This is a genomic window from Gemella haemolysans ATCC 10379, from assembly GCF_000173915.1.
Lineage (GTDB): Bacteria > Bacillota > Bacilli > Staphylococcales > Gemellaceae > Gemella > Gemella haemolysans.
Genome location: NZ_ACDZ02000006.1, coordinates 76,754 through 98,739, shown reverse-complemented (window position 1 = coordinate 98,739; position 21,986 = coordinate 76,754). Strand labels below are relative to the sequence as shown.

Annotated in this window: 24 protein-coding genes, 1 pseudogene and 1 riboswitch; of the genes and pseudogenes, 2 read left to right on the top strand and 23 right to left on the bottom strand. The window is 29.3% G+C overall.

All coding sequences use genetic code 11. The features are described from left to right. Positions 1–6: 6 nt before the first annotated feature. From yqeH to GEMHA0001_RS02140, 3 genes are read right to left on the bottom strand one after another with little or no spacing between them, the layout of a single operon-like run. The gene (yqeH, locus tag GEMHA0001_RS02150; RefSeq protein WP_004263805.1) at positions 7–1,125 is read right to left on the bottom strand and encodes a ribosome biogenesis GTPase YqeH; all 1,119 of its coding nucleotides are present in this window, start codon (positions 1,123–1,125) and stop codon (positions 7–9) included. Further along, positions 1,118–1,690 (bottom strand): YqeG family HAD IIIA-type phosphatase, encoded by a 573-nt coding sequence (locus GEMHA0001_RS02145; RefSeq protein WP_004263993.1) that lies wholly within the window; start codon positions 1,688–1,690, stop codon positions 1,118–1,120. The genes yqeH and GEMHA0001_RS02145 overlap by 8 nt, the downstream gene beginning before the upstream one ends. A 20-nt stretch (positions 1,691–1,710) precedes the next feature. Next, positions 1,711–2,487 carry a phosphatidylserine decarboxylase gene (locus GEMHA0001_RS02140; RefSeq protein WP_004264159.1) on the bottom strand — a complete coding sequence of 259 codons (777 nt, stop codon included), beginning with the start codon at positions 2,485–2,487 and terminating at the stop codon, positions 1,711–1,713. 398 nt (positions 2,488–2,885) lie between these two features. Between GEMHA0001_RS02140 and GEMHA0001_RS09365 the strand changes: the two genes are divergently transcribed. Next, positions 2,886–3,434: a TetR/AcrR family transcriptional regulator gene (locus GEMHA0001_RS09365; protein WP_418744621.1), complete on the top strand. Its 549-nt coding sequence runs from the start codon at positions 2,886–2,888 to the stop codon at positions 3,432–3,434. Positions 3,435–3,478: 44 nt separating this feature from the next. On the opposite strand, the gene GEMHA0001_RS02130 is transcribed toward GEMHA0001_RS09365, so the two are convergent. The 6 genes from GEMHA0001_RS02130 to GEMHA0001_RS02105 form a co-directional block, all read right to left on the bottom strand. Next, positions 3,479–3,838, bottom strand: a complete 360-nt coding sequence (locus tag GEMHA0001_RS02130; protein WP_004263967.1) for a truncated hemoglobin — start codon at positions 3,836–3,838, stop codon at positions 3,479–3,481. Positions 3,839–4,065: 227 nt separating this feature from the next. Further along, positions 4,066–5,247, bottom strand: a complete 1,182-nt coding sequence (gene metK, locus GEMHA0001_RS02125) for a methionine adenosyltransferase (protein WP_004263958.1) — start codon at positions 5,245–5,247, stop codon at positions 4,066–4,068. Between the two features lie 116 nt (positions 5,248–5,363). After that, positions 5,364–5,466: riboswitch (SAM riboswitch) on the bottom strand. An 84-nt stretch (positions 5,467–5,550) separates the two neighbouring features. Beyond that, positions 5,551–6,042: a PH domain-containing protein gene (locus tag GEMHA0001_RS02120; protein ID WP_004264188.1), complete on the bottom strand. Its 492-nt coding sequence runs from the start codon at positions 6,040–6,042 to the stop codon at positions 5,551–5,553. Next, positions 6,035–7,546 carry a PH domain-containing protein gene (locus GEMHA0001_RS02115; RefSeq protein ID WP_004264122.1) on the bottom strand — a complete coding sequence of 504 codons (1,512 nt, stop codon included), beginning with the start codon at positions 7,544–7,546 and terminating at the stop codon, positions 6,035–6,037. Before GEMHA0001_RS02115 ends, GEMHA0001_RS02120 begins: the two co-directional genes overlap by 8 nt. Further along, on the bottom strand, positions 7,533–8,036 hold the full coding sequence (locus tag GEMHA0001_RS02110; protein WP_004263878.1) for a YdbT family protein: 504 nt from the start codon (positions 8,034–8,036) through the stop codon (positions 7,533–7,535). The genes GEMHA0001_RS02115 and GEMHA0001_RS02110 overlap by 14 nt, the downstream gene beginning before the upstream one ends. A 21-nt stretch (positions 8,037–8,057) precedes the next feature. After that, positions 8,058–8,687 (bottom strand): MBL fold metallo-hydrolase, encoded by a 630-nt coding sequence (locus GEMHA0001_RS02105; protein WP_004264071.1) that lies wholly within the window; start codon positions 8,685–8,687, stop codon positions 8,058–8,060. Positions 8,688–9,069: 382 nt separating this feature from the next. Between GEMHA0001_RS02105 and GEMHA0001_RS02100 the strand changes: the two genes are divergently transcribed. Beyond that, positions 9,070–10,218 carry an MFS transporter gene (locus GEMHA0001_RS02100; protein ID WP_004264161.1) on the top strand — a complete coding sequence of 383 codons (1,149 nt, stop codon included), beginning with the start codon at positions 9,070–9,072 and terminating at the stop codon, positions 10,216–10,218. 51 nt (positions 10,219–10,269) lie between these two features. Here the strand turns inward: GEMHA0001_RS02100 and srtB are convergent, their stop codons facing one another. From srtB to GEMHA0001_RS02035, 14 genes and pseudogenes are all read right to left on the bottom strand, one after another. After that, complete coding sequence (srtB, locus tag GEMHA0001_RS02095) at positions 10,270–10,992, bottom strand: class B sortase, LPKTxAVK-specific (RefSeq protein ID WP_224207489.1); 723 nt, start codon at positions 10,990–10,992, stop codon at positions 10,270–10,272. Positions 10,993–10,995: 3 nt separating this feature from the next. Then, positions 10,996–11,130, bottom strand: coding sequence for a hypothetical protein (locus GEMHA0001_RS09285; RefSeq protein ID WP_004263747.1), 135 nt, complete (start codon positions 11,128–11,130; stop codon positions 10,996–10,998). 232 nt (positions 11,131–11,362) lie between these two features. After that, positions 11,363–12,514, bottom strand: coding sequence for a pyruvate kinase (locus GEMHA0001_RS02090; RefSeq protein WP_004264003.1), 1,152 nt, complete (start codon positions 12,512–12,514; stop codon positions 11,363–11,365). Between the two features lie 312 nt (positions 12,515–12,826). After that, positions 12,827–13,834, bottom strand: a complete 1,008-nt coding sequence (dusB, locus tag GEMHA0001_RS02085; protein ID WP_004263927.1) for a tRNA dihydrouridine synthase DusB — start codon at positions 13,832–13,834, stop codon at positions 12,827–12,829. A gap of 16 nt (positions 13,835–13,850) precedes the next feature. Beyond that, positions 13,851–14,324 carry a 2-amino-4-hydroxy-6-hydroxymethyldihydropteridine diphosphokinase gene (gene folK, locus GEMHA0001_RS02080; protein ID WP_004263996.1) on the bottom strand — a complete coding sequence of 158 codons (474 nt, stop codon included), beginning with the start codon at positions 14,322–14,324 and terminating at the stop codon, positions 13,851–13,853. Continuing rightward, a complete protein-coding gene (folB, locus tag GEMHA0001_RS02075; RefSeq protein ID WP_004263828.1) occupies positions 14,324–14,704 on the bottom strand; it encodes a dihydroneopterin aldolase in 381 nt (126 codons plus the stop codon). The genes folK and folB overlap by 1 nt, the downstream gene beginning before the upstream one ends. A gap of 227 nt (positions 14,705–14,931) precedes the next feature. Further along, positions 14,932–17,532, bottom strand: a complete 2,601-nt coding sequence (locus GEMHA0001_RS02070; protein ID WP_004263991.1) for an endonuclease/exonuclease/phosphatase family protein — start codon at positions 17,530–17,532, stop codon at positions 14,932–14,934. A gap of 143 nt (positions 17,533–17,675) precedes the next feature. After that, on the bottom strand, positions 17,676–18,860 hold the full coding sequence (locus tag GEMHA0001_RS02065) for an MFS transporter (RefSeq protein WP_004263843.1): 1,185 nt from the start codon (positions 18,858–18,860) through the stop codon (positions 17,676–17,678). Beyond that, a complete protein-coding gene (locus GEMHA0001_RS02060; RefSeq protein ID WP_004263801.1) occupies positions 18,853–19,119 on the bottom strand; it encodes a DUF2087 domain-containing protein in 267 nt (88 codons plus the stop codon). Before GEMHA0001_RS02060 ends, GEMHA0001_RS02065 begins: the two co-directional genes overlap by 8 nt. Before the next feature lie 138 nt (positions 19,120–19,257). Further along, entirely contained in the window at positions 19,258–19,626 is a 369-nt protein-coding gene (locus tag GEMHA0001_RS02055) for a single-stranded DNA-binding protein (protein ID WP_004263834.1), read from the bottom strand. A 106-nt stretch (positions 19,627–19,732) separates the two neighbouring features. Continuing rightward, positions 19,733–20,017, bottom strand: a complete 285-nt coding sequence (locus tag GEMHA0001_RS02050; RefSeq protein ID WP_004264040.1) for a cupin domain-containing protein — start codon at positions 20,015–20,017, stop codon at positions 19,733–19,735. A gap of 67 nt (positions 20,018–20,084) precedes the next feature. Next, positions 20,085–20,840, bottom strand: coding sequence for a class I SAM-dependent methyltransferase (locus tag GEMHA0001_RS02045; protein ID WP_004263724.1), 756 nt, complete (start codon positions 20,838–20,840; stop codon positions 20,085–20,087). 114 nt (positions 20,841–20,954) lie between these two features. Next, complete coding sequence (locus GEMHA0001_RS02040) at positions 20,955–21,599, bottom strand: NAD(P)H-binding protein (protein WP_004264017.1); 645 nt, start codon at positions 21,597–21,599, stop codon at positions 20,955–20,957. Positions 21,600–21,613: 14 nt separating this feature from the next. Next, positions 21,614–21,973, bottom strand: a pseudogene (locus GEMHA0001_RS02035) (DUF1304 domain-containing protein). Positions 21,974–21,986: the final 13 nt, after the last annotated feature.

Sequence of the window (21,986 nt, the reverse complement as noted above, 5' to 3'; positions counted from 1 at the left end):
CTTTTACTATATTATCGATTCACGTACAAATACTTCGATTTCTTCTGGTACATGAATATCAATTTTGCATCCACTATCGCTATTTACAGTAATCCATCCTAATCCAGAAATTACAATATCCATCTTTCTACTGTCAATAGTGAAACTTTTCTTAACTTGTTTGTTGAATATAGAAATATTATCTTCAAACGGCGGTTTTAATAATGTACCTAAATGCTTTTCAAATAATTGATCTGCATTACCTAGTTTTGTACGATGGATTTCTACTAAATTAGATGCATATAATGTGAAACTTTGACGCTCACCTTCTACAAAATCCATTCTAGCCATACCACCGAAGAATAAACTTTGTTCAGCATTTAACTGGAATACACGCGCCTTAATTTCTTTTTTTGGCATTACTAATTTTAGACTTTGCGCATCAAGATAATGAGCTATATCATAATCCAGAATAATACCTGGTGTATCATAAATACTAGTAGCACGATCTAATGGTATCTCTATCATCCCTAGCGTTGTCCCCGGGAAGTGAGAAGTTGTAATAACATTCTTGTCCCCAGTTGTAAGTTCGATAAGTTTGTTAATAAATGTAGATTTACCGACATTTGTTGCTCCAACTATATAAACATCTTTACCATTTCGTAATTCATCTATACGACTTGCTGCTTCTTCAACACCTTGATTTTTTATCGCACTAATTAAAAGAATATCTTTTACTTTAATGCCCTTAGCTTTCAGCATCTTAAATAACCATTGTTTTACTTTATTTTGCTTAACAGATTTAGGTAATAAATCTAACTTGTTAGCTACAAGTACTATGTCTTTATTATTTCCTACAATATCAACTACATCTTCAATCCAACTTCCAGAAAAGTCAAAAATATCTACTACTTTTACAATTAATGCATCTTTTTTTGATAGTGTTTTGATAAGTTGATAGAAGTCTTCAGCTCCAAGTTGCACATCAGATACCTCATTATAGTTTTTTAATCTAAAACATCTTTTACAAACAAGATTACCATCGATACTTTTCTCTACTACACTCTTTGGTAAATAACCTTGTTTGTTCTGATTTTCACTTTGAATCTCAACACCACAACCTATACAATAAACTTTATTACTCAATATGGCCTCCATTTTCTTTCTTATGTTTTAATCTATACCCTACTCTTTTCATCTTAGGGAATTTTTTTCTTCTTGTTAAGTTTTGGATTATTAACCCTTCAAAAAATCTATTAATTCTAGTTTTGAATGCATCAGTTTTAGATATAGGCTTTACTAATACACTCATAACTCCGAAACTTTTTGCACCTAGCACATCAGTTAAAACTTGATCTCCTAGGATAATCGCTTCTTCAGGTTTTCTATTTAATTTTTGTAAAGCTCTTTTAAATCCAATTGTCAAAGGTTTTTTTGCTCCAGCTACATATTGTAGATTTAATTTTTTACAGAACTCCTCAACACGTTCTTCTGTATTATTAGATACAACAATAATATCGAAACCAGCTTTTTTCATTTTCTTTAGCCATTTATTCAATTCTTTTGTATCTTTTTTACTATCCCATGATATTAAAGTATTATCTAAATCAGAAATAATAACCTTCTTGTTGTGCATATTCATATACTCAACATCAATAAACTCATACTTTTCTATAAAATCATCTGGTGAAAAATATCTTTTTAGTACCATTTTCCTTTATCAATAGCCTATTATAAAATAGTAGCTATTTTCTCTCCCATCTTGATTTCTTTATTCTCTAAGTTTTCCTCTAAGATTACATTATCTTTTTCAAACAGTAATACTACTGTTGAACCAAACTCAAAGTACCCTAACTCTTCTCCTTTTTTCACATAAATACTCTCATACGTCGGAATAATAGAATTAACGTTTTGAGCTCCTACAGGGATTAATGTATAATTTATTTTTCCATTAAGTCTATACACTTGTCTATAGTTATAGCTTAATATATTATCTCCTAATTCTAATCCAAGATTATTAACTGGATATGAATATTTACCTAAACTATATGCATCCTTTACCTGACTATTCATAGGGAAGTGAATACGGTGATAATTCTTTGGACTTAGATATATTATAATATATGTACCATCTTTATATTTACCTGCTAGCTCACTATCGCCGACTAATGTTTGAACATTATACACTTGATTTTTCACAATAAATGTACTATCTTCACTTATAGTTCCCACTTCTGAAATAACTCCATCAGTAGGACTCACTAAAGAATCCTCTTCTTGATTAATTGGTCGAGCATCAGGTCGTAGCTTTCTGATAAAAAATTCATTTAAATTTTTAAAATCATCAATTTCATCTAAGATTTCTTCTGTATTAATATCATATACCTTAGCAAAAGGTTGAATCATTAATCTACTTAAATTAGACTTAGTTAATTTTTTAAGAGCTTTAGAACTCATATTTCCATTAGTTAATTCAACACAAAGTTGAAACATTTTCTTTTTTAACATACCAGTCTCCTTATTGAATATCATGTTATATTTTACTATAAAAGTCGATTAAATACAAATATTGCAAAGGAAAGAACTCAAAATTTGAAACAATTTCCACTTTACATAATCAAAGTTTTATTTTTCAATAATTATTATATTATTTTAGTACACACCTTAAGATAATTCATCACCGTTGAATTCTATAATAAGACGTTACAATTATAAATAATACAGTATTTGTATATCCAAGTATAACAGAAAATTTTTATCATATATTATTGATTTTAGCAACATAAAATTGTATAATATAATTATAATAATAAAGCAAGGGAGTGAATGACATGACGTTAAATAATAAAGTAAAAGAAAATATTATTTTAACAACTGTCCAAAACGTTTGAACTAAGGGCTATTCTCTGACAAGTGTTCAGGATATCATAAAAAAAGCTAAAGCCCCTAAGGGAAGCGTATATTATTATTTTCCTAAAGGAAAGGATGAAATTTATCTAGAAGCACTAGATAAAATCAACTGTAATGTAAAAAAAGAATTTAAAACAATTTCTCCAAAATTAGGGACTTTAGAGGAGTACTTAACAACTGTTTTTGAGCTTTTTATATCAAAAGGTAAAGCATGTAAACGCAGTGGTTTCTCTCTAACATTGTTAGCGATGGAAACTGCAGAATTATCACCAATTATCGCTGAAAAATGTAGTGATATATTGGAAAATTGGCGCTTACTTCTTGCTGATGGATTATTCGATAGAAATCTACCAGAAGATGTTTGTAATCCTGTAAGTGAATGGTTGTTCACTAGCATCCAAGGAGCATTAACTGCAAACAAAATACACAAGGATGAAGCATTCCTTTACAATATAAAATCTTCAATTAGATTTGTTTCTACCGCTTCTCCTGAGACACTAAGAGAAATATTCTCTAGATCGGATGAAGACGAAGTTGTCGCATAAACAAATCCCTCGCTACTGAGTTCAGTAGTGAGGGATTACTTTTTTTAAATTGTATTTATCATTTGCATCGTTAAAGAATTAATTTTTTGACTAAAAAATTTTTTAATTGCAGGATCTATATCTAATCTATCTAATGCTAACTCAAAATCTTCTAACCAATATTTTGCTTCTTTTATAGAAATAGGCAGTTTCATATGCTTTTTTCTCAAATCGGGTGTAGCAAAAATCGAATGACCTGGCTGTCCTAAGAATAATCTGAAAAATCGTTTTTGTTCTATTTTGATTTTATCAAAACCATCATTAAATAAAAGATTAATTCTATCATCATTTGGTATAATATCATCATACATATGCATAACTAGTTCATCAATCTTTTCTTCTCCTATTTGTTCATACAGGTTCATAATTACCTCCACAATTTGTTCATATTTTTTTCACTTTTTGTACTTATTTATATTAAACTACATTAATAAAATTTTTGCAATTAAAATGCTAGAAAAAATGAATAATTTCATAGAATAATAGATCATGATTCTAATTATTTCCATAACACCTAGTAAAATATTCTTCCACTTCTCCAATATTTATAAAGCGCAGAATAAGTTTATAACCTATCCTACGCTTTTTGTTATTATTTTAGTAATTTTTTAAATGCTTCTACTTTGTCAGTTCTTTCCCAAGTGAATTCTACATCTTCACGTCCAAAGTGACCGTAAGCTGCTGTTTTCTTGAAGATTGGTTTTCTTAAATCTAAAGTCTCAATGATTCCATTTGGTGTTAAACGGAATTCTTCTTTAATAGTTTTAACGATATCCCCTTCATCTACTTTTGATGTTCCAAATGTTTCTACAAAAATCGATACTGGGTGTGCTACTCCAATTGCATAAGCTAACTGAACCTCTACTTTATCACAGATACCACTAGCTACGATGTTTTTAGCGATATATCTAGCCATATAAGCTCCCGATCTATCTACTTTAGTAGCATCTTTACCACTGAATGCTCCACCACCGTGGCGAGAGAATCCACCGTATGTATCAACAATAATTTTACGTCCTGTAAGTCCAGCATCTCCAACTGGTCCACCGATTACAAATCTTCCTGTTGGATTGATAAAGTATTTAGTATTTTCATCTAATAAATCTCTATCTAAACATGGCTCAATTACGTATTTTTTAATATCTGCATGGATCTGTTCTTGAGTCACATCTGCATCGTGTTGTGTAGAAACTACGATTGTATCAATTCTATTAACTTTGTGGTTCACATCGTATTCGATTGTTACTTGCACTTTTCCATCAGGACCTAAGTATGTTAGAGTTCCATTTTTTCTAACTTCTGCTAATTGTTTTGAAAGTTTTTGACTTAGGTAAATTGGTAGTGGCATAAATGTTGGTGTTTCATTAGTTGCAAATCCGAACATAAGCCCTTGGTCTCCAGCACCTACTTCATTTTCTTCTTTTTGTTGTTTTGTTTCTAATGAATTATCAACTCCAAGTGCGATATCTGGAGATTGTTTATCTAAACCAACAAGTACTGAAATGTGATCACCTGAGTATCCTTTATTAGGATCGTTGTATCCTATTTCATTAATTGTATCACGTACGATTTGTTGGAAGTCAACATTTGCTGTTGTAGAAACTTCTCCTACAAGCACTGCTAATCCTGTGTTTACACAAGTTTCACAAGCTACACGTCCATATGGATCTTGTTCTAAAATCGCATCTAAAATTGCATCTGATACTTGGTCAGCAATTTTATCTGGGTGTCCTTCTGTAACTGATTCTGATGTAAATAAATATGTTTTGCTCATTTCTTTCTCCTTAAAATATTTTTGTCTGATATTAATACAAATCTTTTCTAGATCCTTAATATCTTATTAATTATAAAATAAAAGACCTTATCTCATAGACAAGGTCTTTTATTATTACCTCATCGCTCAAAGTAAACTTTGCTAAGGAAAGCACCTTAATCAATTGATTAGGTTGCTGGAGTTCACCGGGCCTTATCCCTCACTCACTCTTGATAAGTATTTATATTTCTTTTATCAGCATAATTGATTTTAATATACTTTTTCTAATTTGTCAAACGATAAAGTAAAAATGATATAATAAAATCAATATTCAATATTGTATTTACTTCTTTCTTGGAGAATTTTTTCTTTTAATTTCTCCGCTTCTTCAATGGGCAGATAATCAATCCATAATTTACTATATATTCCTGTTATTTGTATATTAGCCAATTTAAACTTATTTAAAATTGGTCCTGTATGTATCGTAACATCTTGGATAGTATTATAAGGCAAAGTTTTTTTACTCTTAAAAAATACTCCCTCGACTTCCGATACTCCCATATCATCTATCTCATAAGAATAATTTCTAATTACTAAAGGTGGAATAACTAAAGCCGCTAGAGCATATATTATTAATATCACTAATATACCTAGACCAAGAAATTTATAATTTATTTCCGTTTTAAAATAGTCATATACACTTTTACCAATAACTGGTGATAAGAGAACTAGAGCATATATGCCAAAGTGTATTCTTATATATTGTACAGACCTCTGTGGTAAATTACACGATTTTTTTTCAAATATTCTATTCATAACCTACCTCCGAAACTATAAAATCTCTTTCTAATTTTTCTTTGTATCCTCTATCATAATATTTCAACTTAATATCTGAGTTTACCCCAATAGAATTTATTGATATATGAGCAAGATTTCTTTTACTCATAAAATAGTTCGTCCTACTATTAATTGTTCCTACTTTTTTTACTTTAATAAATTCTGTTATTATTGTCAATTGTCTCATAAACGTATTCTTAAAGTAATATCTATCATAAGATAGCTCGTTATATTTCAACATATAGTTTTTCACTAAAATACTATACGAAACCAAGATAAGATAAAGAGCAAGCGAACCCAAAACTTTATACTCTAGCTTCAAATCAATATTAGCAAAATATACTATTGCAAATACTATTATCGGTAGAGGACTGCAATTAAACAAACTCCAACGATACAATGCAATTCTAGCTTTTTGTTGTATTTTTTCACTTTCTAAACTTTCATAGTACTCTAAATCAATACCTAGATTATTTTTCACAAAATTTTGTGCAAAATCATTTTTTACTAGAGGTAGGACATCTATCGTAGATTTTTGCTCACTTAAATCTTCTGATACGTTATTAGTTAGGGTTTCAACAGATAATTTCGCAAGTCCGAAGAAACGATAACGCAAAGGATATATCAATTTTACACTTTGAATCCTGTCAATATCAATAACTAATGATTTTTTATTTAACAATCCATATTTACATAGTAAATTATTATCTTTAGTCGTAAGGATAAAGTTATGATATTTTACAATCGTATGAATAATTGATGCAATTACTACTAAAATCATAAATATCCCAATTATTATAAATATGGCTGTTATGTTGCCTGCGACTGATTTAGCATTTTTTTGAAGAAGTTCGTCAAAATAAGCTTCATTGTCGAAGAGATATTTGAATACATCTCGAATCTTACCATTTAATGCTAATATTAACCCCAAAGCTGCAAAGAATCTAACCCTAAGTAGTCCATAAAACGAAAGGTCTTTCACAGACAATCTTAGTATTTCTTTTTGAGACTCCTGTACGTTTTCTTCTTGATCTGAAGTTATATCTTCTGATTCATCTTGATCTTGTTTTAATTCTCTTAGTATATCAATTAAGTTTAATGCGACTTCCTTCTTCAGAGGTTTTATCCTAATTTTACCTCCAACAAGATTAATATCCACCGAAAGCAGATTAAATACTTGGTACAATACATTAGAACTCATATCAATCGATTGGATATTTTCAAGGTTTATATTTTTTGTTTCTTTATTTATTATTCCTTTTGTGTAAATTAGAGCCCCATCACGTACTTCATAACTTTTTAAGAAATAATCAAATATACCTATTACTATTAGTAGAAGAAATCCTGCTAAAACTAGTAAATAATATTTCAAACTCTGCTCTCTTAATGCCAGCACCATAAAAATACCAAATAATCTAAATCCAGTAATTACAGAATCCATAATAACCATAGGGTGCACTCGACTTTTTTTAATATTCTTCATCTTTATACCTCCTATAATTAAGATTGTTTTCTAGTATAATTAACAATAGGTTTTCTAACTGTTCTACATCTTTTTTAGAAACATAAAAGCTTAATTTTTCTGAACCAGTGTTTATACTAACCTTATAAATATTGAACTTTTTCGATAATATATTTTGCTTTATTGTATAATCTAGTATATTCCTAAGTGGTGCTACTTCCTCAAACTTAAAGAATGTATATATTAATGTTGAAGCTAGTTTAAAATATTCATCTGTAATTTCAAAAAATGTATTATATTCATATTTATCTCTTAACATTACAACTATTACATGATTTAGAAACACTAACCCTAATACAACCCATAGAATTATATAGATATCTACACCGAACACTTCTTCAAAACCGGTAAGTTTAAAAATCACAGAAGCCAGCACGACACATGTTATGCTTATTGCCCAAACATTAAAGAAAAAATAATCAACATATATTCTTCCTATATATTTTCTCATAATATCTCCCCTTATCTGTTATTAACAACCAATAAGATTTAAAGATCTTTCTCTTTCAATCGTAGTCTCATCTCCATGACCTGGATATACTATTTTCGCACCATCAAGCTTAAATAATACATTTCCTAGTGAATTTTTCAAGGCATCATAATCTGATCCATATAAATCATAACGACCAAAACCACTTCTAAATAATGCATCTCCTACAACAATAAACTTACCAAAATCAAACGATACTCCTCCTGGAGAATGCCCTGGTGTTGGTAATACAGTAAAACTTAAACCAGCAATTTCGTATTTTTTGTTTTCTTCAAATTCAAATTCTGCAGGATCAGTCATAGGCGGTCTTCTTAAACGGAACAATGTTGAACCATTAAAATCTGGGTTTTGTAACCAATCACGTTCATATCCTGAAATATATACTGGAACTTCGTAGTGTTTTCTACACTCATCTAATGACATAATGTGATCGAAGTGAGCATGTGTTAATAATATCGCTTCAATTTTTACATTTAATTCTTCCACAGCTTTTTGTATTCTATCGAAACCTTCACCTGGATCCACGATAACCCCACGTCCATCTTTATAAACTACATAGCAGTTTTCATCTACCATATCCATTACTATTCTTCTAATTTCTGCTTTTGCCATTTTCTCAAAACCTTTCCATAATTATTGTTATCTCTATTTTATCTTATATTGTTGTTCTTAACAAGTCTTGATTAGTAGTTTTTTTACTTTGCTTATTTTAATCTCACTTCGCTTGACCTCAATTAAATTTTTTTTTATACTGATATAGTATGGTTTTCATAACAACTTAGTTTTTTTGGGAGTGACTCAAAAATTGTAATTTTGGATAAATCAATTTTTTAGAGTCACCCTCGCACAGGTTATTAGATATCTAAAAAACTTTTATAAAGAAAATTTACATATCAATAAACCATTACGTATATAAATTCTCATATGAATCTTGTTGAATTTTAGGACTTTTGAGACAGCCCCATTAATTATCTAAGAAAAAAGGAGAAACAAAATGAAATTAAATTCATTCGCTAAGTTTTCACTACTTAGTATTTCTATATTATTAATGTCACACCTTGCAATCTCTCCTGTAATTCCAAACCTATATAATTTTTATCATGCAAGTAACTCTAATATAGGTCTGGCTTCTGTTGAGAGTTTAGCTACAATCCCTGCTATGATGATAACAATCTTTGTTCTTCTTAGCAATGGAGTTATTAAGTTTATTGGTAAAAAAAATACAGTTCTTCTAGGACTACTACTAATTTTCATCTTTGGTATTGTACCAGCTTTTACAACAAACTTTAAAGTTGTTTTAATTAGTAGACTTCTCCTTGGAGCTGGTATAGGTTTATTTAATTCTCTTTCTATTAGTATGATTAGTGACTTCTTTGATGAAGAACACCGTGGTACTATGATTGGATTAAGAACAGCATTTCTAAATATAGGAAAAGCATTAACTACATTTATTTCTGGATATTTATTAATCTACGGTATTCAATATACATTTTTAGTTTATGCTCTGGCTCTTCCTATATTCGTAATTTTTCTATTATTTGTACCAAACGCAGAAAATGTAAATAATAAAAAAGTTAGTATTAAATTCCATAAAGAGACTATCTTTTTAACTTTTCTAACATTTTTAGTAGGAATCTCATATATGGGATCAACTATCAAAATTCCTACTCTACTTGCAGAAAAATATCACTATCAACCTGATGTAGCTAGAAATCTATTAACGATTCTTGCCTTAAGTGGTATTCTTTCAGGAGTTATCTTCGGTATTCTTGTTAAGAGATTTAAAAATCTAACTTTACCAATTATGTTAAGTTTCATGACAATTGGAAGTGTATTGTTTGCTTTAACAAATAATATTGTTATATTCTATATCGCAGCTATCTTTATAGGAATCAGCTTTGTTGGAACAATGTCATTTAACTTCTTCTATATTTCTAACAAGTTAGAAAATAAATTCATCAACTTTGCGACAAGTGTAATTTTAGTAGGAGGTAATATTGGTGTAATTCTAACTCCAGTAGTACTCACAAAAATCCCTGAAGCTCTACACCTGGAAAAATATACTACACCATTTTTCATAACTACTACACTAATGTTTATTTCTACACTAGTTAGTTACGCAGTTTTAAGAGACAAAAAATAATATAAACTAAAAAAGCACAACGCAGAATTTTTTACGTTGTGCCTTTTATTATTAACTATTTAATAATTCTTTATTTTTTTCTAAGAATTCTTTTAATTCTTTATCTGGAATCTGTCTAGCTAATACTAATGTTCTTAATGATACATCATCTAAACGACAAGTAGCAAATACTGTCATATTATCCTCTCCAGATATCTTAGTATTCTCTAGCCAATTTCTTGATCCGTTTTTAAATAAACTTATAAATTCATCTTTTTTATCAGCAGTTGTTGGTATCTGATATAGATTAGTATCTTCATGAACCACTTTAACTCCTGTTACTTCATAATAGTATTTTCTTTCCGGAGTTTCCATAACTACAACTCTATGACTATCAAAATAATCTTTTTTAGCAAACCAGTTCATATTGTTGAATACTCTTGTATCCAATGTTATTTTCTTCTCCTCAATTCCCGCACGAGCATGTCCGAATACCCATTTTACATCACTTTGATCTAAACCTGGTTTATTTTCAAAATCCATAAAAACTGCACCAATAAATGGAGCTGGTTTGTTATTAATTCCATACTCTAAATACTTAGAGTTATTTGTTGTTTGTAAAATCGGTTCTTTAAGCGAATCATTACCATCACCAGGAACATACATATATCCAATAACCTCATTATTTATTGCTTTTAAGTCTTTAAACTTATTAGCCAAATAATCTTTCTCAGCTTGTTCAACTACATATTCATCATTTTTCTTAGGTTCTTCCTTGGCTTGTGTAGATTCTATTTTTTACCCAACTCGAACTTGTGGTTCATTAGAATTATTATTCATATAAGAATATATTCCAAATACTCCACCAACTACAAATAAAAGTATTAAGACATACTTTACAATTTTACTTAATAAAGATTTATTATTATTCATAAAAAATACTCCTTTCTAAAAATCTATGTTTACATATCTAAATTCCACATTAAATTATATCATGTTTTTTAAAAATCTCTTTAATAATAAGCCTATATAACATAATAAAATTTATAACGAATACCTAAATTTTTCTACTAAAATATAAAATTCAGAATAGATTATATAAAATAAAAAAAGAAATCGAACTTTTTACTTAGTTCGACCTCTTAATATTATGAAAATATAAATTTTAAACTTGTCTTATATTAACGAAATCCGTTGGAGGAACATTATCTTTTCCAAGATCTGGTTGTCCTGCTGTGATTAAGATATAGTCTCCCTCTTTTGCTAAACCTGATTCCTTAGCAAATTTTGGTGCCAAGTTTAACATTTCTTCCATAGTAAGTGTTCTTTCTTCAATAAATGTAGTAATACCACGTGATAAAGCTAACTTTCTAGCATTTTGTTTTGAAGGTACTACAGCCAAAATTTGAACTTTTGGTTTATATCTTGCGATAAACTTAGCTGTGCTACCAGATTTTGTATAAGTTACAATATTATTTACATCTATAGAATCAAGCAAATATTTAGTCGACAACGAGATCGCGTGCGCAATATCCATCTTGTGGTTTTTATACTCATCTTCATTTCTATCAAATACTCTATCTTGAGTTTCAACATAACTAATAATTTTATCGACAGTTTGTAATGCCTCTTTTGGATAGCTTCCAGTTGCTGTTTCTTCTATCAACATTATTGCATCTACTCCATCAATAACTGCATTCGCTACATCCGAAACCTCTGCACGTGTAGGTCTAGGATTATAAATCATAGAGTGTAACATTTGAGTTGTTAATATTACCTCTACCGTTGCATCATTAGCTTTTCTAATAATTTCTTTTTGAATACTTGGTAAGTTTTGATATGGTAATTCCATACCAAGTTCATCCCTATTTATCATAATAGAATCAGCAAATTGAATAATTTCATCGATGCTTTCATATGCTTCTTTACAGTCAATTTTTACTATTAACCCAATATCCTTTTTCCCTTGAACTTGCAATATGTCTTTTACTTTTCGAATTTCATCTAGGTTACTAACAAATGGACAGGCAACAAAATCAACATCATTTTGACAAGCAAAACGGACATTTTCTTCTTCTATTTTTATTAGTTTATATTTACTTTCTGCATAAATATGATCTAAATCATAAATTATTGCAGTATTTTTATCTAATTCGTCTCTTAATTCTTTTATTTTATTAATTCTTTCGATGCATTCTTCTGTACTTCCATAATATGTATCAATTAATACAGCATCAGCACCTCTAGCAACAATCTCCTCTAACAATCCCTCTGTACTATTTCCCAAAGTTGCTATAATTTTTGCCTTTCTAGTCATATATAACTACCTCACCTTTTAAAACGTTTTCTTTTTTCTTAATTATAACACATTAAATTATTATTTTCTAGATACTTTTTAAAGTTTACCACTCTCTAACATTTATTTGTAGTTTAATTATTTATAAATCCTATATCCATCCTTGTTTAAATAACACCATAGAAACCTCTAATTTCATACATTTATACGACCTTAAAAAATATTTAAATATTTTTTATATTCTTTTTTAACTATAAAAAAGAGGTTATACTATTATGTGTATAACCTCTTTTCAGAATTATTATTATTTATTATAAATAATAATTCAATGCATTAAATGATTATTTCTTTTTTTGGAGCTACAATACCAGACTCAAGATAATCCAGGAATTCTCCGAATAGATTTTCCATCTCAGCATATGAGTTTAAAGTATTTAATTCTTTTTTAACTTTTGCTCCACCTTTAATACCCTTCATGTAGTATGCAGCGTGTTTTCTCATTTCGTGTACGGCTACTCTTTCAGGTTTAATTTCCATAAGTCTTCTTAAGTGAAGTAGACAAACGTCAATTTTTTCTCTTGGACTTGGTTCTTCAGTTAATTCACCAGTTTCTAAGTACTTAACTGTACGATATAGCATCCAAGGATTTCCTAGAGCTGCTCGTCCTATCATTACAGCGTCACAATTAGTATCATCTAACATTTTTTTCGCAAGTTCTGGTGAAGTTACATCCCCATTACCAATTACTGGAATTTTCAATTCTTTTTTCACATCACGAATTACATCCCAGTTAGCTTTACCACTGTACATTTGAACTTTTGTCCTACCGTGGATAGCAATAGCACTAGCACCAGCACGCTCTGCGTTTCTAGCATTATCCATTATGTAAATATGCTCATCATCCCATCCCATACGCATTTTTACTGTTACAGGCTTAGAAACAGAGTCTACTAATCTTGCAATTACTTCATATACCTTATCTGGATCAAGAAGTAATTTACTACCAGCATCGACTTTAGTAATCTTTGGTACCGGACATCCCATATTTAAGTCAATAATATCAGCTTCTGTGTTTTTATCAACATACTTTGCGGCTTCTACTAACGTTTCAATCTCCCCTCCGAAGATTTGTAAACTTAGTGGACGTTCTCTTGGATCGATATATAACATATTCATCGTTTTTTTATTATTAAATAAAATAGCTTTATCACTCACCATCTCAGCACAAACTAATCCCGCTCCGAATTCTTTCGCTGTTAAACGGAATGCGGCATTACACACACCTGCCATAGGTGCTAAAACAACTCTATTTGGAATTTCTACTTCTCTAATTTTAAACATTCTTTATCCTTTCATTTTACAATTTTTCTTTATATATACTTATAGGTTCTGTTATTTTTTCTAATGATTCTTTTATGTTTTTCCCAGCTACCTCTATACTGCCGTACATTTCTACTAAAGGAGCTAAAACAAAGTTTCTATCATGAATAAATTTATGTGGAACAATTAATCTTTCATCATTAAAAGCTAAATCATTAAATGTAATTATATCAATATCTATTGTCCTATTACCCCAGTGTTCCTTACGAACTCGACCTAATTCAAGTTCTATTTTTTGAACCGTATCTAGTAGTTCATATGCTTCTAGTTCAGTTTCTATTTCTATACACATATTTAAAAAATTTTGATCAGCTACGCCACCCCATGCAGGTGTTTCATAAATACTGCTCTCTAAAATAATCTTGAGATTATTATCTTCTATTTTTGCTAAAGCATCTTTTAAATACTGTTCTCTTGGCTCTATATTAGTTCCTAACGCTAGTATAATCATTATAAGTTATAAAACTCCTCACGTGACGTTTTTACTTCTACACCACATTTTTCAAAATGATATTTTATCGGTGCTCCTGGTTTATTAATTTTTAAATTTATATTTTCTATTTGAGAAAATTCAGTAAAAATATTTTTTAAAATTTCTCCAGCTAATCTTTCTAGCAAATTAAATGTATTAGTCGTAGCAGTTTTCACAACAACTTCTGCAATATCAGCATAACTAATACTATCTGTCATTTCATCACTGAACATAGCTTTCTTATAATTAAGTTCACATTCTATGTCAAAAATAAATTTCTGACCTAATTTATTCTCTTCTTCAAATAATCCATGATTAGCAAATACTTCAAGATTATCAATAAATAACACTGTTTTCATGATTAATACCTCTCAATCATTATTTTGCTTAACTATAAAATTTTATCACATTTCGACTTTTTTCTCTAATGATTATACTTGCTTCTCAAAAAAAGACTTGAAAATAATGATTTATAAAATCTTATTCTCAAGTCTCTATAACACACGTTATTAGATATATCTAAAATAATAAATAATACGTATATTTTTTACTTATAAATTATATTCCCTATTCACTTGTTAATTAATTATTTAGAAAGTTTACGTCTAACTGCAAGTCCAACTAAAGCAATCAATCCTAATCCTGCTACTTCTGTACTAGAAGAATTGATACCAGTATTTGGTAATATTTTAGCTTTTTTATCTTCTTTTGCTCTAGGCGCTTCTTTCGGCACTGTGTTTGTAGCATCTGCTTGCGCAGTATTATTTCCAAGAACTAATGATTGAGCTGTAATAACAAATGTACTGAAGTGATTTGTATTAAAAGTAAGTTTTCCATCTTCATATGAAGTATTTTTTATTTCTTCTAACACATTGCCATTAACGTGATATACTTTCAATTGTTGATTTTCATCTTTAACCACTGCTAAAGTAACAACACGATTTTCTCCTGTAGCTTTTAGTTCTTTACCATCTTTATCTTCAAAGTGAAGTTCTAAAGTTCTTACTACATTTAATTCCGAATTAAATTCTTTAACTAATTCTTTTATTTCTTTAGCTCTTTCTCCTGTAATATCTTGAGCAACAAATTTATCAATATTGTTGATTTTTGATTCATTATATTTAACTGAGACTGTTACTCCATCAGCTAATCTAACTGTACGTACAACATCTTTTTCTGTTTGTTCAGAAGTAGCTGAGTTTGTTGAATCTTTTAGACTATCAGGGTTAGCTGGATTTATCGGATTTAACCCAGGTGATTCTGGAGCTGCTGATTTACTAAAGTCGATTTGAACAACTACAGGATCGTGGTCAGATGCACGTCCGTGCTCTTCCATAAATGAAGCATTAATATGCACAGGAGAGAACACTACTTTATCCTTGATATTTTTAGAAATTAAAACATTATCTAAACTTTGGTTACTTCCACGGTAGAAGTATGAGTATCTATCTCCTTGTTCATGTTCAGCCATTAAGTTAACAAGCTCGTTTCCTACAATTGTTTTCACACTATCTGAGAATTCGAAGTCATTGAAGTCTCCTGTAAGAACAAATTTTAAGTTAGGATTTTGACGTAATCCCTCTTTAATGAAGGCATTAAGAATTTTAGCCTCTTCAATACGTTTTGCTTTTGTATTTTCTACTGATGGTTGGTTAGAACCATAGATTGCATCGTCTCCTAATTTTGATTTTAAGTGGTTTGCAATTACTACTATTCTTTCACCTTTAAATTCAAATTCAGCAGCTAATGATTTTCTAACTTTCTCGAAATGAACGCTTGTTGGATCAATTCTCGCTGGGTTTTTCTCAAGGTGACCATTTACAAAGCGTGCAGCTTCCTCGCTTCCACCTTTTTCTTTACCAATTAGAGTTACTCTCTTAGGATTATATAAGTAAGCTACCCTAATGTTAGCACCTGGTTTACCACCATCTTTTCCATCAACTGGAGCTATTTCTGTATATTTATAATCTGGTCCACCAAGACTCTTAATTCTTTGAGCTAATTTTTCTCCACTCTTAACTCCATCAACAGTTCCATCATTAACTCCACCATTATTATCTTGAACTTCGATTAGAGTAATAATATCAGGACTGTGAACTTCTTTGATGAATGAATTAGCAATTTTATCAACTTTTTCCTCTGGTGTTTCATCATGTCCATTATTGTTAGCTGAGAAGTTTTCAATGTTGTATGAAGCGATAGTTAATTTATCTTCAGCTGGATAGATTTTTGAAACTTCACGTTTTAATCCTCCATCTTGTAGTGTTGGTACAGTACTTGGATCAATTTTGTATGTTTTGTTTCTATAAGTAACTACTCCTGAGATATTTTCATTAAAGTAATCTTTTGCTTTTGCTACAAATTTATTCCCAACAGTTACTGGTAATACTTCTGTATTTTGGACACCTGGACGAAGATTCACCCCACCGATGTTATTAAGTTTTTGACCTTTGTAGTCTCCTGGTAATACATAAATATCACCTTTATATTGTGGACCTGTAACTTTTGGTTTAGTTACTTCTACACGCATCCCCTCTAGACTCTCCCAGTAGTCTAGTGCCTCAGTTTCAGGATTATATTTAGTTGGTGTTTGGTCAACTATATCCTTTGGCATTTTTTCAGAAATGTTTAATGCTTTTGGTAATTCTGCTTTACCTAATTTTGTTATAGTTGCGTTGATAATTTGAGTAACTGTTAGGCTACCTGCTGGTTTTTTAAAAGTTTGACCTGGTTTTACAGAGTATTCTTCCATATAACCTTCTTTAACAGTACCCTGAACTTTTAGTAAGTCTCCTGAAGCAACTTTATCCTTTGAAGCAACATAAACTGCATCAGATGTTCTCGGATTGTTATCAGAAACTTTATCTTGAACATAGAAACCTGTTTTATCAGTTTTAGTTACAACAACATTGTTAATTATTACTTCTTTCCCAGCTAAAGGACTCTCGTGACTTTCTCCTTGTACTTCACCTATGTTTTTTACTTCTTTAGGCGCTGTTACTTGAGCTGCTGATGCAGTTGCTCCAGCCGGTGTACCTTCATTTTTATCTGTTGTAGTAGCAGGCGTCACTACTTCTGTTTTTACTTCTGCCGCAGAGACTTCATTCACCTCAGCTGATAAGTAAGTAGCACCTACTCCTCCTAATACTGCACTTGCTAATAATATTGATAATTTGTATTTTTTCAAAATATGAACTCCTTGTATATAAGTTTATACTAATTATTTTACTATTAATCTAATTAATAAGCAATATCAATCGTTTACCTTCACAAAAAAAATCTTTAATATAGATTTTCCTATATTAAAGATTTTTAAAATTAATAATTAAACTATTTAATTCTTCTCTTTTTCAGTTTGACAAACATAAATAATAAAATTATTACTCCTACCAGTGCCATAAATGCTAACCACGTATTTTCTATTCCTATTTTATCAGTTAGCACTCCATTTACAGACAATAATATTGCTACAATGATAGATTCAAGAGTATAGAATATAGAAACTGTTGTCGTCCTATTCTCATCACTTTTTACCAAATATTTATGCATAAATACATTAACCTGTATGCTCATTAAAGTGAAAAATACAATAAATAGCATAAATAGTATAAACTTAGCATATACATTTTGAATAAAAATAAACATTAATAGAATTCCAAGATTTACAATTACAAAGAAATATAAAATACGTAACTTTGATAATTTATTTGATAATTTTTCATATATAACACTTCCGAACATCCCACTAACTGATATACCAATCCAAACATAACCGATAATATCTGCATCTAACTTTTCAAATACAGCTTGCCACTGATTTGATGGTCCAAGATCTAAAATAGAAGGAATAACAAACAGTATCATAAGAAATACACTACTTTTTACATAAAGTGTTTCTTTTAACGAATTTTTCACCGTAACTATTGAACCTTTTAAATTCTCAATAGATATTTTTTGTGTCTGTTCTAATTTTTGCATAAATAAATATGTAAATAAAAACGAAATAATAAAAATTGACATACTCAATATTATCGACAAACTTTTATAATATACATACACGTACTTTGCACTTATAAATCCTATTACCGCTGAGAAAAATAGTGAATATAGTGAACTTCTAGAAAGAACTTTATCTATATCTATTTCTTTATTATTTTTATTGTTCACATTAACAAACCAACTTGTTAAAGTTCCCGATTGAAATGACTCTGCAATGGCAGATAATATAGCAGATATATATAACAATATTAAACTATTGCTAAGCAACAATATTAATCCAACAACCCTAAAAATCACACTTAGAAGAATACTATTTTTTGCTCCGATATTATCGGTGATTGCTCCACATGGAAGCTCAGTCATAAATGAAACCAACCAAAAAATCGATAAATATAACCCAACTTCAGTAAAAGAAAAATCTTTTGACAACAGATAAATATATAAAATCGGATTAAAGAATGATAGTGCTGTTGTAGATAAAATACTATACAAATAATAAAATTTGGTATTATTCATCTTTTTCCCCTACTATCTTATACATTTTTCCATAATTATCTCTTTCTAAAAACTTATAATCAACAAGATATCTCCTAATTAGAGAATAATCTGGATAAATATCCTTTATTGCTTCATTCAATTCCTTTTCAGTAAATTCTAACGATTTTTCCTTTAACATCTGTAAAACTAACTGAAGAACAGGGATCTTATTCTTCTCTTTTTTTGGTATTGTCATCAATTTTCCTTCTTTAAAATATTTCACTTTGATTTCTTCCATAATATCGCTTCCTTTCTATTAATAAATTTTATTTTTTTTATACATTATTATACGAAAAAAAAATGCAACAAAAAAATAAATCTCTAACATAGTTTAACCTATGTTAGAGATTTATGCAATCTAAATTAGTATTTAATTTTATTGACCTAAGACAAATACGTCTTCTGACTCTTTTTCTTCTTTTTTCGTTCCTTTGCTTAAAAAAGAAACTTTATTAGCAATTACAGACATTTGATAGTGTTTTACTCCATTCTTGTCAGTATATACATTATTATTCAAACTTCCTACTATATTAAGTAAACTTCCCTTTTCGCAATATTTAGCGGTATTTTCTGCAGTTTTACCAAAAGTAGTAAACTCGAAAAATTCTGTATCATAATTTCCATCCTTATTTTTAAAATCAGATTGAACAGCTAATGTTGCTTTAATATAGTTTACTTTCTTATCACTTTCTTTTAGTTCAGGCTTTTTAACTAGTCTTCCTATTAATATTACTTGATTTAACATAATATATCCTCCCTTAAAATAATAATTTAGATTGCTATAAAAACAATTGGAAGATTCTAATTTTATACAATTCTATGTGCCAAATATCTCATAATAATTTTAGGAATTATTTATGAATTAAAGTTACAAATACTTCTCCATCTTGTAAAAATTCAGCATTAATATAATTATCTCCATCAAAATGAAGAACTTCCCCTGGTTCAACAATATGTACTTCATCATCATTTAAGTACACCTTAACCTCTCCTTTAACACAAGTAAATACTACCAAGGCTTCTGGATGGTTATGTTTCGCTATTAGTTCACCTTGTTTCCCTACTTTTTTTACTAATTTAAATCTGTCATGTTTTTTTAACAATCCCGCTTCTTCAAAAATTATTCCTACACTCATACTAATTCTCCTTTATTATAATTTTATCTCTATATCTATTTCTTATATAAACGTTTTCATACTCTTATTATAAAACTTTTTTATTAACAAAACAAATAAAATTCATATCTTTTTCTAATTTTTTAAAAGTTGTTCCCATTTTAATAAATTGCTTTCTATTATCTTTTTTAAAACCATTCTTGATTATTCTTAGTGAATTTATTACCCCTTCATCTGCCAATAGTCCCGATGCTGTAAGTAGTGTCAGTTTATCATGCATATAATTGACCGTTTTAAATTCTGCTTCTTCAAATAACGATAACCAGTCCTCTTTAGATAATGGCGATACATTTACATTAATCGCATCAGATAATTGTTTTTTTGTTTTATCGTAATTGTTCAGCAATAAGATATCATGAGTTAATAATAATCCACCTGGTTTCAATACCCTATAATACTCACTTAGTGCCTTATTCTTACTTTTATTACTAAACATAGTTAACATCGCTTCATTAATAATATAATCAAAACTATTTTCCGGAAATTCTAAATGGAAGGCATCAGCTCTAATAAATTCAATATTATTAAGATTATTTTTCATCGCCTCAAGTTGTGCTTCTAATATTGCTACTTTATCCACATCTATTCCAATAAAAGTAGTTTTTGGATATTGTTTAGCTAAGGCAAGAAGATTTACACCCCTATTACAAGCAACTTCTAGAATCCTGTCACCTTTTTTAAATTCTATATGAGCAAATAAAAAATTGGTACCTTTGATTCCTCCAGGTCTCAATCTAGTTTTACCTAAATTTTTTAAAAATTTGTGTCCCATTTCCTTCTTCATAATGTCACTCCTTAATATATGTCATATTTATATTCTACAATAAATAAAAAACAAAATCTAGAAATAAATGATAATTACTATCAATTATTTCTAGATAATTTAGTTTAATTTCTATTAAAAATCATTATAAGTATATGTTCCTTTTCCTTTATTTTCAGTTGCAAAGCGAACTAATACTTTTCCTAATAAACTAGCCTCTATTGGACTATATTTTTTAATCTTCCCTTTTAATACAAATTGAAAAATCGGCGCTACCTTCATAAATATTTCTTCTAAAAACCTATTATCATCGCGTTTACTAATAAGAAGTGATGGTTGGAAAATTCTAAGCGTTCTAAGATTCATCTCTTTTAGTTTATCCTCTAGTTCACCTTTTAGTGAATTATAGAAGTTTTTCGACTTACTATTAGCACCAATTGCTGAAACAACATTAAAGCTTCTTACCTTCCCTTCACAAAGTTTAGCAAAATTCACAGTATAGTCAACGTCAATCTTTCTCTGATTTTCTTTTGAACCTGCAGTTTTTATCGTTGTTCCAAGACTAGCAAAAACATCTGCATTTTCTAATATATCCATATCAAAATCTATATTGTCAAAATCTATGATTATCTTTTCCAACCTACTATCATCAGGTAATTTACTGATAGAACTTCTTCCTAAAATATAAACTCTATTATAATATTCACCACTTAATATCTCATTTACTATTTCTCTACCTACTGCTCCAGTTGCCCCAATAATTACTGCTGTATTTTTCATGCTAATATCCCTCTCTATAAAATTAATGAAATTAAAGCTAAGATTGGTAATCCACCTTGCTTTAGAATAATTTTTTTATCACTAGTTAAACCACCGTAAATAGCTACTAATATAATATAAATTAGTAACATTCCTACAATTTCTTTAGGATTTTTTGATAAGAATGTTCCGTATAGTAAGCCAACCCCGATTAATCCATTATATACACCTTGATTTTTAAATAAAACATTTAAATTAGGTCTCTGTTACTCTTCTTTTTCAATATTAAATACTCTACTTATACTGTCAGAATCTGTAGCAAATGTTTCTAAATACATAATATAGAAAAATAGTAATGCTACTAAAACTGTTAGAATTATTGTTATTATACCCATCTTTATACCTCTT